The organism is Priestia sp. YIM B13489 (genome assembly GCF_042787645.1).
In the GTDB taxonomy this organism is placed as follows: domain Bacteria; phylum Bacillota; class Bacilli; order Bacillales; family Bacillaceae_H; genus Priestia; species Priestia megaterium.
The window spans coordinates 718,811-732,660 of the sequence record NZ_JBHZOQ010000053.1 but is presented as its reverse complement, the minus strand read 5'-3'; the positions used below and the strand labels follow the sequence as shown (position 1 = coordinate 732,660).

Sequence of the window (13,850 nt, the reverse complement as noted above, 5' to 3'; positions counted from 1 at the left end):
AGCACCCCTCCCGAGGGGCGCTTCTTTTTTGGTGTTTTTTAAGATAAATACGAACTATTTTATTATTAAGTGTTGTAATCGTTCGGTATGTTAGGTATATTAGTTGAAAAGAACCCGTTTATATGGTAGTTTTGAAAACTGATTAAGTCAAATGTGAAAGAAAACAGCATGAGAGGAGAGACAACAGTGGATATTTTAAAAGGAACAGGTTTATTATTATTAGTTTTATTTTTATTTTGGTTGTTTAGCAACAAGGCACCTTATGGCATGAAAGCAATGGGGGCTCTGGCAAGCGGAGCGGTAGCTGCGTTTCTCGTAGAGGCCTTTCAGTCATATGTAGGAGGAGATTTACTAGGTATTTCATTCTTGGGTGAAGTTGGAAAGGCTGCAGGAGGAATGGGAGGAGTTGCGGCGGCAGCATTAGTTGCTTTGGCGTTAGGCGTATCTCCTGTATATGCTCTTATGATGGGGGTGGTGTGTTCAGGTCTAGGCTTGCTCCCTGGATTTTTTGCGGGATACCTCATGGCATTTGTAGTGAAATTTATTGAGAAAAAGGCACCTGCTGGTCTCGATTTATTAGGAAATATTTTAATTGCGGCACCTTTAACAAGATTAATTGGTAATGCATTCTCACCTATTGTAGATGCGACGCTTTTAAATATTGGAGGAATTATCAAAGACACAACAAGTGCTAGCCCTATTTTGATGGGAATTATTTTAGGGGGAGTTATTACAGTAGTAGCAACGGCTCCGCTTAGCTCAATGGCTTTAACGGCTATGCTAGGGTTAACGGGATTGCCTATGGCGATTGGAGCTCTTGCTGTGTTTGGTTCTTCTTTCATGAACTATGTGCTGTTTGATCGATTAAAAATTGGGGATCGTCGTACAACCATTTCAGTTGCAGTTGAACCTTTAACACAAGCGAATATTATTTCAGCAAATCCGATTCCTATCTACATTACAAACTTTGTTGGAGGTGCACTAGCCGGTGTGGTTGTGGCTCTGTTCGGATTGGTAAATGATGCTGCAGGCACGGCAACGCCAATCGCAGGACTTGCAGTGATGTTTGGGTTTAATGACCCTATGAAGGTCACAATTTGTGCAGTACTTTGCGCACTAGCGGGAGCATTAGCTGGGTTTATAGGTTCAGTTGTTTTTAAAAACTTTAAAATTAAAACAGTAGACGATGTAGCTTCCGAGCAAGAAGCAGCTTAAGTAATTCATCTTTTCCTGCATAATATAGCAAAAAAAGCGGTGTGCTTATCTTATTTTTATGGATAAATATACCGCTTTTTTTGTGCGTGAGTCCCTAATAAAAATGAGAATTTTTAAATTTTTTAAGAGCGTGAAACAAAGCTTCCAAAAAGTCAAAAGCTCAAGTAACATATAAGTAATAACAATGTCTAAATAGCAGGGGGAAAATCCTTATGAAATATAAATCTGTCTTTGATATTATTGGTCCGGTAATGATTGGACCATCTAGCTCACATACAGCTGGTGCAGCGCGTATTGGACGCGTTGCACGAACGCTTTTTGGCAAGCAGCCCACAAAAGTTGTGGTTTCACTGTACGGTTCTTTTGCTCAAACGTATAAAGGGCACGGAACAGACGTAGCGCTGATTGGCGGTATTTTAGATTTTGATACGTTCGACCAGCGTATTCCGCAATCTTTGGACTTAGCTAAAAAAGAAGGAATGGACGTCACATTTGTTGAGGAAGCGGCAATCACAGATCATCCGAATACTGCTCGCATCAAAATGAGCGACGGATTAAAGGAAATTGAAGTTGTTGGAATTTCAATTGGCGGAGGAAAAATTCAAATTACGGAGCTGAACGGATTTGAGTTAAATTTATCAGGCATGAATCCAGCTATTCTCGTTGTGCATAATGATCGATTTGGTGCCATTGCGACCGTTACGAATATTTTGATGAAACACTCAATTAATATCGGACATATGGAAGTATCTCGCAAAGAGCGCGGAGAAGTAGCGCTCATGGCAATTGAAATGGATACGAATATTGAAGATGATGTAATTGAAGAGTTAAAAACATTGCCTCACATTATTCAAGTAACAAGAATGGTTGAGTAGGATAGAGCGAATAGGAACGGCTTGAGAGAATAACTGAAGCCGGGTGATTATAGATGGTTCTAAAGTGAAAATAAGACAGAATGATAGCGGAGGTTACTATGTTTCGAAACGTAGCAGAACTAGTAGAATTAGCAGAAAGTCAAAATGTAAAAATTGCAGAGATTATGATTCAACAGGAAATAGATATCACGGGAGTTACTCGTGAAGAAATTATGGAAAAAATGGACCGGAACTTAACGGTTATGGAAGAAGCGGTTGAACGCGGTTTAAAAGGGGTACAGTCTGTTACAGGTTTAACAGGTGGAGATGCAGTGCTGCTTCAAAACTATATTCAAAGTGGAAAATCATTATCTGGAAATTTAATTTTAGATGCAGTCAGCAAAGCTGTAGCGACAAACGAGGTAAATGCGGCAATGGGGACAATCTGTGCAACGCCTACTGCTGGATCTGCGGGGGTAGTGCCAGGAACGCTGTTTGCAGTGCAGCATAAGCTAAACCCAACTCGTAAAGAAATGATTGAATTTTTATTTACATCAGGTGCTTTTGGGTTTGTTGTAGCCAATAATGCGTCTATTTCAGGAGCAGCAGGCGGATGTCAAGCAGAAGTTGGTTCAGCTTCAGGTATGGCAGCGGCAGCAATTGTTGAAATGGCAGGAGGTACACCGAGTCAGGCAGCTGAAGCAATGGCAATTACTCTCAAAAATATGCTAGGATTAGTATGTGACCCAGTAGCGGGACTAGTAGAAGTTCCATGTGTGAAACGAAACGCAATGGGAGCGGCGAATGCAATGATTGCAGCAGATATGGCCTTAGCAGGCATTACAAGTCGTATTCCATGTGATGAAGTCATTGATGCTATGTATAAAATTGGTCAAACAATGCCGGTTGCATTACGAGAAACTGCACAAGGAGGCTTAGCGGCAACACCAACAGGTCGCGAGCTTGAAGCGAAGATCTTTGGTATTGCATTAAATAAAAGTGAATGAACTAACAACTATTTCAATTAAAACCATTAAAGGTATTGGAGAGGAAACAGCACAGGCATTAGAGGATATGCATATTCATAGTGTGCATGACTTGTTAGAACATTTCCCATACCGCTATGAAGATTATGAGCTAAAAGATTTGGCTGAAGCAAAGCACGACGAAAAGGTCACCGTAGAAGGAAAGGTTCACAGCGTCCCTTCGCTTACGTATTACGGAAAAAAACGTTCGCGCCTTACGTTTCGGCTGCTAGTAAACCGCTATTTGATTACGGTTACTTGTTTTAATCGCCCTTACTATAAATCAAAGTTAGAAATCGATCAAACTGTTACGGTTACGGGGAAATGGGATCAGCATCGGCAAACGATTAACTTGCAGGAGCTTCAATTTTCTCCGTTTGTTAAAAATCAAACGATTGAGCCTGTTTACTCGGTTAAAGGCAGCTTAACGGTCAAAGGAATGCGGAAGTTCGTCTCTCTTGCGTTGAAGAATTATGGCAGCAGCATTCAGGATATGCTCCCGGCCTCTATTCGTTCTAGATACAAACTAGTAACGCGTGAAGAAGCGGTTAGAAGTATTCACTTACCTCGTGATCATGAAGATTTAAAACAAGCAAGACGCCGATTTGTCTATGAAGAATTTCTACTTTTTCAATTAAAAATGCAGGCGCTTAGAAAGCGCGAAAGAGAAGAAACACCTGGAATGAAGCAAGCATTTGATTCAACTGAGCTGGTAAACTTCACGAACTTGCTGCCGTTTCCGTTAACAAACGCTCAAAAACGTGTAGTAAACGAAATTACGCACGATATGAAATCGCCTTATCGCATGAATCGCTTGCTGCAAGGTGATGTAGGGTCTGGTAAAACAGTCGTAGCAGCGGTTGCTTTATACGCCACTGTTTTAGCAGGGCATCAAGGTGCTTTAATGGTACCGACTGAAATTTTAGCTGAACAGCATGCTGAGTCATTGACTGCGATGCTTGAAAAGGTAGGAATCAGCGTAGGCTTGCTAACAGGGTCTGTTAAAGGAAAAGCAAGAAGAGAGCTGCTTCAGCGAGTGAAAGACGGAGATGTTCATGTATTAGTAGGTACACATGCCTTAATTCAAGATGAAGTTATATATAATAGCTTAGGGCTCGTCATTACGGATGAACAGCACCGCTTTGGAGTTGGGCAGCGCCGGGTTTTACGTGAAAAAGGAGAGAGTCCGGATGTACTGTTTATGACGGCGACTCCTATTCCGAGAACTCTTGCTATTACGGTGTTTGGAGAAATGGATGTGTCCATTATTGATGAAATGCCAGCAGGACGTAAGGCAATTGAAACATACTGGGTAAAACATGATATGCTTGAACGTATTTTACATTTTGTTGAAAAAGAAATACATGACGGCAGACAAGCTTACGTTATTTGCCCATTGATTGAAGAATCGGACAAGCTGGATGTTCAAAATGCAATTGATGTACATGCAACACTCACTCACTATTTTAATGGAAAAGCAAGCGTTGGTCTCATGCACGGAAGATTGTCACCTGATGAAAAAGAAGAAGTGATGAAACAATTTAGCGTAAATGACGTGCAGATTTTAGTATCAACAACGGTTGTAGAAGTTGGAGTGAACGTTCCGAATGCAACCGTGATGGTCATTTATGATGCAGAGCGCTTTGGGTTATCTCAGCTTCATCAGCTAAGAGGACGCGTAGGACGAGGAGATGCACAGTCGTATTGCATTCTGCTCGCGGATCCGAAATCAGAAGTTGGAAAAGAACGAATGACCATTATGACGGAAACAAACGATGGATTTGTATTATCAGAAAGAGACTTAGAGCTTCGTGGACCTGGTGATTTCTTTGGAAGAAAACAAAGCGGGATGCCTGAGTTTAAAGTAGCCGATATGGTGCACGATTACCGTGCGCTTGAAGTAGCTCGAGAAGATGCTGCTAAGCTTGTAAATTCCGACAGCTTTTGGACAGAAGATCAGTTTGCACTGCTGAGAATACAACTAGAAGCAACGGGCGTATTGACTGGAGAAAAATTTGATTAGTAAAAGAGACTGAAACAAAGTAGTTTAGTTGAAGGAAAATCCGAACGATCAATCGTTCGGATTTTTTTCATTGTGATGATGAACGTAGATTTCATGTATGTGACGGGGATATAGGTGCTTCTAACTGTTAAGTGAAGGGCAAGGCACTTCTGCGGGGAAAGCGGAATAGATGAGACCCCGCAGAAGCGTAAGAGACGAGGAGGGTCACCGGCCGGCCGCGGAAAGCGAAGTCTTGCACGGAAATCCGTAGCGGTGTAACAAGCAATCTATACGAGCTCCTTTACCCCATTTGTTCATCTTTAGATTGGAGTGATCTAGTTATGTCTCAATCTCTTTTCGTCTATAAAGATAAAAAGCCGCTTAGAGTGAAAGAGTTAGCCGCTGGTGGCCATTAATACGACGTCAATGCACAGAATACAGCATGTGAAAAATGTTGCAATTAGAAGGCAATGATTATATACTGCTATTAGTACCTAGTATTAAAAGTTCGGATGGTGGACAATGAAGCGCAGTAAAAAAGAAAGACAGCAGCTATTAAAAACGACAATTGAAGAAAACCCATTTATTACGGATGAAGAACTAGCAGACCGTTTTTCAGTGAGCGTTCAAACAATTCGATTAGACCGCCTAGAGTTGTCGATTCCTGAACTGCGAGAACGTATTAAGCATGTAGCTTCAAAACAACTAGACGAGGAAGTGCGTTCGCTTCCGATTGAAGAAGTAATTGGAGAAGTTATCGACATTGAACTAGATCAATCAGCGATATCTATTTTTGATGTGAAAACAGAGCATGTGTTTCAGCGTAATCAAATCGCTCGTGGTCACCACCTTTTTGCGCAAGCTAATTCGTTAGCTGTCGCTGTTATTAACAACGAACTAGCGCTCACAGCAGATGCGTCGATCCGTTATCATCGCCCTGTTAAGCTTCATGAACGAGTGATAGCAAAAGCGAAAGTTCTGTCAACTAGTGAAGTGCGAACCACCGTTGAGGTAAACAGCTATGTAGGGCAAGAGCAAGTGTTCTCTGGCACTTTTAAAATGTATCGTTCTACAAAGGATAAATAATAAAAAGGATGAGACGCAACATGAAACTAGCTATTGATGCAATGGGCGGAGATCATGCACCGAAAGCCATTATTGAAGGTGTAGAAAAAGCTACTGCTCAATTTAAAGAATTACATATTACGTTAATTGGAAACGAATCAGAAATAAAAAAATATTTAACAAATTCAGATCGTATTTCGATTATTCATACAGAAGAAACCATTGATGCAACTGATGAGCCAGTGCGAGCTGTGCGCCGTAAAAAACAAGCATCTATGGTATTAATGGCAAATGAAGTAGCCGAAGGTCGTGCTGATGCTTGTATTTCAGCAGGAAATACAGGGGCGTTAATGACAGCGGGACTTTTTATTGTAGGTCGCATCAAAGGCATTGAACGTCCAGCACTTGCTCCGACGCTTCCGACACTAGATGGAAAAGGCTTTTTAATGCTAGACGTTGGTGCAAACGTTGATGCCAAGCCTGAACATTTGCTCCAGTACGCTGTGATGGGGTCTGTGTATGCCGAAAAAGTACGCGGCATTCAAGCTCCTAGAGTGGGACTGCTGAACATTGGAACTGAGGATAAAAAAGGAAATGATTTAACAAAGCAAGCCTTTCAGCTGCTAAAAAATGCTGATCTTAATTTTGTAGGCAACGTGGAATCCCGTGATTTGCTAAACGGCGTAGCGGATGTGGTTGTAACAGATGGTTTTACAGGGAATATGACTCTTAAGAGCATTGAGGGAACGGCGCTTTCTTTGTTTTCTATGATTAAACAAGAATTAATGAGCACGTTAAAAAGCAAGTTAGCCGCAGCGGTGCTAAAGCCTCAGCTGCAGGGGTTAAAAGCGAAAATGGATTACAGTGAATATGGAGGCGCAGGGCTGTTTGGATTGCATGCGCCTGTTATCAAAGCGCACGGTTCGTCGGATGCGAATGCAGTATTTAGCGCGATTAAGCAAGCTGTGAATATGGTGGAAAACAATGTGTCTTCCACTATTCAAAAAGCCATCGAACAAACTGCTAATGAAGAAAAGGAGAGATAAGAAATGGGGAAAATTGCTTTTATCTTTCCAGGCCAAGGGTCACAAACTGTTGGTATGGGAAAAGATTTATATGATGGAACAGAGGAAGCGAAAAAGCTGATTCATACAGCTGACGAAGCTTTAGGGTTCAGTCTTTCAAACATTATTTTTGAAGGGCCTCAAGAAGAATTGACTTTAACTTATCACGCTCAACCTGCTCTTTTAACAACGAGTACAATGCTGCTTGAAGCATTTAAAACGAGCGGAATTACACCCGATTTTGTTGCGGGTCACAGTCTAGGAGAATACAGTGCGCTTGTGGCTGCTGAGGTTTTATCGTTTAAAGATGCCGTTGTTGCTGTTCACAAAAGAGGTCGCTATATGGACGAAGCTGTACCAGCAGGTCAAGGTACAATGGCAGCAGTGCTTGGCATGTCAGCGGAAGATCTAGAAGCCGTTACCGCTCAAATTACAAGCGAAGGCGACGCTGTTCAGCTTGCAAATATTAACTGTCCGGGTCAAATTGTTATTTCAGGTACGGTAAATGGCGTAGAAAAAGCAGGAGCTCTTGCCAAAGAAAAAGGTGCAAAACGTGTGATTCCTCTAGTGGTAAGCGGTCCGTTCCACTCTAGTTTAATGAAGCCAGCCGCTGAAAAACTACGTGATACGCTAGAAACAGTGGGCTTTAGCGATGCGAAAGTTCCAGTCATAGCAAACGTAACAGCAAAGCCGGTTACTGACAGTCAAGATATTCAAAACAAGCTAGTGGAACAACTGTATTCTCCAGTGAGATGGGAAGAAACAGTTGAAACACTTCTTGCAGAAGGTGTAGATACATTTGTTGAAATTGGACCAGGAAAAGTATTATCAGGTCTTGTGAAAAAAGTAAATCGCCGTGCGGCTGTGTATGCTGTTAATGATCTTACATCATTAAAATCAACGATTGACGCACTAAAAGGGGGAGAATAACATGTTACAAGGGAAAGTTGCGGTTGTAACAGGCGCTTCTCGCGGAATTGGTCGTGCCGTTGCAATTGAGCTGGGAAAGCTTGGTGCTAAAGTAGTTGTAAACTATTCTGGCAGCGAAGCGAAAGCTCTTGAAGTTGTGGATGAAATTAAAGGATTAGGAACGGATGCAATTGCTGTACAAGCAAATGTGGCAGAAAGTGATTCTGTACAAGCAATGATAAAAGAAGCGATTTCTACATTTGGTTCAGTAGATATTTTAGTGAACAACGCGGGCATCACACGTGATAATCTTCTTATGCGTATGAAAGAAGACGAATGGGATGATGTTATTAATACAAACTTAAAAGGCGTATTTTTGTGTACAAAAGCAGTTACTCGTCAAATGATGAAGCAGCGCGCAGGACGTATCATTAATATTTCATCAATTGTCGGCGTCAGCGGTAATGCTGGACAAGCAAATTATGTAGCAGCAAAATCAGGCGTGATTGGTTTAACAAAAACAACTGCCAAAGAATTAGCGAGCCGCAATATTACAGTGAATGCAGTTGCTCCTGGTTTCATTGCAACAGACATGACGGATAAATTGAATGAAGAAGTGCAGGCGGAAATGTTAAAGCAAATCCCTCTTGCAAGCTTTGGCCAGCCTGAGGATGTTGCGAACGCAGTTGCGTTTTTAGCATCAGATGCAAGCCGTTATATTACGGGTCAAACGATTCACGTTGACGGCGGAATGGTGATGTAAAAAAGGCACTTTACGAAAAGTGTAATTTGGTGATAAAGTACAAAGGGACGTTTACTAGGCGACCGATAAACTTTATTATTCAACCATAGTATTTTAGATGGAAATCATCTATAATGACTTGAGGGGAGGTGAAGAACAATGGCAGAGGTACTAGAACGCGTAACAACAATCATTGTTGATCGTCTTGGTGTAGACAAAAGTGAAGTGAAACTAGAATCTAGTTTCAAAGAAGACTTAGGTGCTGACTCTCTAGACGTAGTTGAATTTGTAATGGAGCTTGAAGAGGAATTTGATATCGAAATTTCTGACGAAGAAGCTGAAAAAATTTCAACTGTAGGAGATGCAGTTAATTACATACAGAGCCAAATTTAATCTGTAGTATATGTATGAAAAGCCCCGTTAAACAGCGGGGCTTTCTCTTCTTTTTAAGAATTTCAAAAAAAGACCTCTTTTTTTTGAAAAGGTAGTGTATCTTTTAGGATACCTCGTTTTATAATGAGAGATGTTAGGAAAAAACTACGAAACAATTGAAGCAGGTAAGCGGAGGTATTTTATGCCTAAACAATATTCAAATCGAGATCGAAAGATGAACGTGAAATTCAAGCAAAATTTTGCAGAGTTTCAAAAGGAAATTGGTATTCAGTTTACAAATGAAGCGCTTCTTTTTCAAGCATTTACACATTCATCCTATGTGAATGAGCATCGCAGAAGACCGTATGAAGACAACGAGCGTCTTGAGTTTTTAGGAGATGCTGTATTAGAGCTAACCGTATCACAATTTTTATTTAAAAAATATCCAACGATGAGTGAAGGTGAGTTAACGAAGCTTCGTGCAGCAGTTGTGTGCGAACCGTCGCTTGTTACTTTTGCAAATGAAATGGATTTTGGTAAACTAGTGTTACTTGGAAAAGGTGAAGAGATGACAGGCGGCCGATCTAGACCGGCTTTACTGGCCGATGTGTTTGAAGCATTTATAGGAGCTCTTTATTTAGACCAAGGGCTTGATACGGTAGTAACGATTCTAAAAAAAGTTGTCTTTCCAAAAATTAATGAAGGTGCTTTTTCTCATGTGATGGATTTCAAAAGCCAGCTTCAAGAAGTGATTCAACGTGATGGAGTTGGACAATTAGAATACAAAGTTTTGCAAGAAAAAGGTCCAGCGCATAATCGCGAATTCTTATCTCGCGTATCGTTAAATGGTGAAGAGCTCGGCGTTGGTGTAGGCCGTTCGAAAAAAGAAGCAGAGCAAAAAGCAGCTCAAGTAGCTATTACGAAAATTAGAGCGAGTCAAACGAAATAAAATGATCCCCCTCTTAACGTATTCGTTATAAAGGGGGATTTGCTATGAAAAGATTACAAGTGTGAGGGGGGATTTCTATGTTCCTCAAACGATTAGATATTGCAGGGTTCAAATCGTTTGCAGAAAAAGTATCGATAGATTTTGTGCCAGGTGTAACGGCGGTAGTAGGACCGAATGGAAGCGGAAAAAGCAACATTACGGATGCCATACGCTGGGTGCTTGGAGAACAGTCAGCCAAATCGCTTCGTGGAGGGAAAATGGAGGACATTATTTTTGCGGGAAGCGAATCACGCCGTGCGGTAAACGTGGCTGACGTAACGCTGACGTTGGAAAATGATGACCAGTTTCTCCCGCTTGACTACCATGAAGTTAGTATTACAAGGCGCGTGTACCGCTCAGGAGACAGTGAATTTTTTATTAACAACCAGCCGTGCCGCTTGAAAGATATTGTCGATTTATTTATGGATTCAGGACTTGGAAGAGAAGCTTTTTCGATTATCAGTCAAGGAAAAGTAGAAGAAGTACTAAGCAGTAAATCTGACGAGCGCCGTAAAATTTTTGAAGAAGCTGCAGGTGTATTAAAATACAAAACGCGTAAACGAAAAGCGGAGCTCCGGCTTCTCGAAACGCAAGAAAATTTAAATCGAGTGGTAGATATTCTTCATGAAATTGAAGGCCAGTTAGAGCCTTTACAGATTCAATCGTCTATTGCAAAAGATTATTTGCAGAAAAAAGAAGAATTAGAGCACATTGATGTGGCTGTTACGGTATTTGAAGTTGAAGATCTTCATCAGAAATGGGAAAAATTAAAAGCTGAAATGGCTCAGCACGAGCAGCTTGAAGAATCTCTCGCGACGAATATTCGCACGCGTGAAGGAGAAATCCAGACCCTTCGTTTACACATTCAGCAAATAGATGAACAACTAGACTCTTTACATAAAAAACTACTATATGTAAGTGAAGAAGTAGAAAAGCTAGAAGGCAAAAAAGAAGTATTAAAAGAGCGTAAGAAAAATGCCTTTCAAAATAAAGAGCAGCTGGAACGTTTAGTAAAAGAGTATACTCATAAGCATCAAGAGCTAAGTAAAGCAAAAGACAGTGAAGGAAAAGATCTTCAGCAATCTCAAAAAGAAGTACAAGAGATACGTCTGAAGCTTACTGAGCAGGAACAGCTGTTCAGGCAGTACAGCGAGAATCTAGAAGAAAAACTTGAACAGATGAAAAGCGAGTATTTTGAATTAGCGAACGCTCAAACATCCGCCCGAAATGAAATTTCATTTTTAGAGCAGCAAAAAATGCAAACGTTTGAAAAAGAGCAGCGTTTAACAAAATCCAACGAGCAATACGTAGAACAGCGCCGTGAATTAACGCAGCGAAAAGAAGCGGCGATCAAAAGGCTTGCTCAGTTTCGTCAAGAGCTTCAGCAGGCTGTACAAGTGTATAAGCAGCAAGGAGAGAAGCTTGAGTCATTAAGGCAAGCCTATCGCAAACAAGAGTCTACTCTTTATCAAGCTTATCAGTACGTACAGCAGACAAAATCACGAAAAGAAATGCTGGAAGAGATGCAAGAAGACTATGAAGGTTATTTTCACGGTGTAAAAGAAGTATTAAAAGCGCGTGATGAGAAGCTTGCAGGTATCAAAGGCGCGATTGCTGAGCTAATTAATGTGCCAAAAGAGTATGAAACAGCGCTTGAAATTGCCCTTGGAGGAGCAGCTCAGCATATTGTCGTTCAAGACGAACAAAGTGCACGTCAGGCAATTGGCTTTTTGAAACAAAATGGTTACGGGAGAGCTACGTTTTTACCACTGACGTCTGTAAAAGACCGTTATGTTCCCGCTCAAACTATTTCTATGCTAGAGAGCCATGAAGCGTATGTAGGAATCGCTTCATCTCTTGTTAAGTACGAAGCTACCTACGACCGAGTTATTAAAAATTTGCTTGGAACCGTTATTGTAGTCAATGATTTAAAAGGTGCAAATGAACTTGCCCGTCTTGTGCAGCACCGCTATCGTTTTGTGACCGTTAAAGGAGATGTCGTCAACCCCGGTGGTTCGATGACAGGCGGTTCAATGAAGCAAAAGTCTAACTCTTTGTTAGGCCGTCAGCGTGAAGTGGAAGCCATTACGGCAAAAATAGAAGAGATGGAACAAAAGACGCTTGTGCTCGAGCAAGATGTGAAAGATAAAAAGTCACAGATTGAGGAGCTTCAGCAGGAAATTAATAAACAGCAGGCATTTGTGGAACGCTTGAAAGACAAAGAGCAGGAATCTGACCGAGAAGTAAAGCAAATTGACATCGAAGAAAAAGCAGTGAATGACCGCTTAACCATGTACGATCATGATATTGCTAGCTTTAGACAAGATCAGACGAGCTTGTCTGCTCGAATTGATGAGCTCCATACAAGTTTGCAAGGAAATCAGCAGCAGGCAAATGTATTAGAGAAAAACATTGAAGAGTTAGCTGCACGCAAGCATACACAGCAAACGTCTAAAGAAACGGTTCAACATGAGCTTACAGAAGTAAAAGTCCTTCTTGCGAAAAAAGAACAGTTCCTCGCAAATCAGCAAGAAAAATATGAAAGAGTGTGCTTTGAACTTGATCAAACCATTCAGCGTTTGTCTGAAGCTACAGATGACCTTTCTCTTTTAACGAGTGAAATCACGAGCAACGACTCGGGTGAACTTCAGCTCGAAGAAGCGGCGCATGAGCGAATAAAAGAAAAGACAGAAACGTTACAATTAATGGATGACTGCAGATCAGAGCGGTTGAAAGCCCAGAATAAACTTGAAGACGAAGAGAGGATTGTAAAAGAGCTGCAGCGTCAGTACAAACAAATTACGGATGCTTTAAAAGATGAAGAAGTCAAAATCAATCGAATTGACGTAGAGCTAGACAGCCGTCTGCAGCAGCTGACAGAAGAGTACGAAATTAGCTTTGAAGCAGCAAAAGAAAAATATCCTTTAACATTAGATATTCAAGAAGCAAGGAAAAAAATCAAGCTCATTAAGCTGGCAATTGATGAATTAGGAACCGTAAACCTAGGTTCTATTGAACAATACGAACGCGTTTCAGAGCGCTATGAATTTTTAAATACGCAGCGAGCGGACCTTGACGAAGCGAAAAATACGCTGTATCAAGTGATTGAAGAAATGGACGAGGAAATGAAGAAACGTTTTTCTGATACGTTCTCTCGTATCCGCAATGAATTTGGTACAGTGTTCTCTTCCCTATTCGGAGGAGGAAAAGCGGATTTAAAATTAACAGATCCGAAAGATTTATTAAATACAGGTGTGGAAATTGTTGCCCAGCCTCCTGGGAAAAAACTGCAGAATCTAGGGTTGCTGTCAGGCGGCGAGCGTTCGTTAACAGCCATTGCTCTCCTGTTTTCTATTTTGAAAGTACGTCCGGTGCCGTTTTGTGTGCTAGATGAGGTGGAAGCAGCGCTTGATGAAGCAAACGTTCATCGCTTCGCTACGTATTTACGCAAATTTAGTAATCAAACACAGTTCATTGTTATTACTCACCGAAAAGGTACAATGGAAGAAGCTGATGTACTGTACGGTGTGACAATGCAAGAATCTGGCGTATCGAAATTAGTCTCTGTTCGTTTAGAAGAATCAAAGCAATATGTTTAACTCATAGAATGAAAG

Annotated in this window: 11 protein-coding genes; all 11 read left to right on the top strand. The window is 41.1% G+C overall.

From position 1 onward, the window contains the following. Nucleotides 1-186 precede the first annotated feature (186 nt). Entirely contained in the window at nt 187-1,215 is a 1,029-nt protein-coding gene (locus tag ACFX4W_RS09640; protein WP_016765419.1) for a PTS sugar transporter subunit IIC, read from the top strand. Between the two features lie 212 nt (nt 1,216-1,427). Next, entirely contained in the window at nt 1,428-2,090 is a 663-nt protein-coding gene (sdaAB, locus tag ACFX4W_RS09635) for an L-serine ammonia-lyase, iron-sulfur-dependent subunit beta (RefSeq protein ID WP_013058911.1), read from the top strand. Between the two features lie 98 nt (nt 2,091-2,188). Next, a complete protein-coding gene (sdaAA, locus tag ACFX4W_RS09630) occupies nt 2,189-3,076 on the top strand; it encodes an L-serine ammonia-lyase, iron-sulfur-dependent, subunit alpha (RefSeq protein WP_013084817.1) in 888 nt (295 codons plus the stop codon). Next, a complete protein-coding gene (recG, locus tag ACFX4W_RS09625) occupies nt 3,069-5,117 on the top strand; it encodes an ATP-dependent DNA helicase RecG (RefSeq protein WP_025750343.1) in 2,049 nt (682 codons plus the stop codon). The genes sdaAA and recG overlap by 8 nt, the downstream gene beginning before the upstream one ends. A gap of 501 nt (nt 5,118-5,618) precedes the next feature. Further along, on the top strand, nt 5,619-6,182 hold the full coding sequence (fapR, locus tag ACFX4W_RS09620; RefSeq protein WP_013058909.1) for a transcription factor FapR: 564 nt from the start codon (nt 5,619-5,621) through the stop codon (nt 6,180-6,182). A 20-nt stretch (nt 6,183-6,202) separates the two neighbouring features. Then, complete coding sequence (plsX, locus tag ACFX4W_RS09615; protein WP_028410795.1) at nt 6,203-7,207, top strand: phosphate acyltransferase PlsX; 1,005 nt, start codon at nt 6,203-6,205, stop codon at nt 7,205-7,207. Nucleotides 7,208-7,210: 3 nt separating this feature from the next. Then, the gene (gene fabD / locus ACFX4W_RS09610) at nt 7,211-8,155 is read left to right on the top strand and encodes an ACP S-malonyltransferase (protein WP_043976457.1); all 945 of its coding nucleotides are present in this window, start codon (nt 7,211-7,213) and stop codon (nt 8,153-8,155) included. Between the two features lies 1 nt (nt 8,156). Further along, entirely contained in the window at nt 8,157-8,897 is a 741-nt protein-coding gene (fabG, locus tag ACFX4W_RS09605) for a 3-oxoacyl-[acyl-carrier-protein] reductase (RefSeq protein WP_013058906.1), read from the top strand. Nucleotides 8,898-9,035: 138 nt separating this feature from the next. Beyond that, the gene (gene acpP / locus ACFX4W_RS09600) at nt 9,036-9,269 is read left to right on the top strand and encodes an acyl carrier protein (RefSeq protein ID WP_013058905.1); all 234 of its coding nucleotides are present in this window, start codon (nt 9,036-9,038) and stop codon (nt 9,267-9,269) included. Nucleotides 9,270-9,450: 181 nt separating this feature from the next. After that, nucleotides 9,451-10,197 (top strand): ribonuclease III, encoded by a 747-nt coding sequence (gene rnc / locus ACFX4W_RS09595; protein ID WP_013058904.1) that lies wholly within the window; start codon nt 9,451-9,453, stop codon nt 10,195-10,197. 77 nt (nt 10,198-10,274) lie between these two features. After that, the gene (smc, locus tag ACFX4W_RS09590) at nt 10,275-13,835 is read left to right on the top strand and encodes a chromosome segregation protein SMC (RefSeq protein WP_043976459.1); all 3,561 of its coding nucleotides are present in this window, start codon (nt 10,275-10,277) and stop codon (nt 13,833-13,835) included. Nucleotides 13,836-13,850 lie beyond the last annotated feature (15 nt).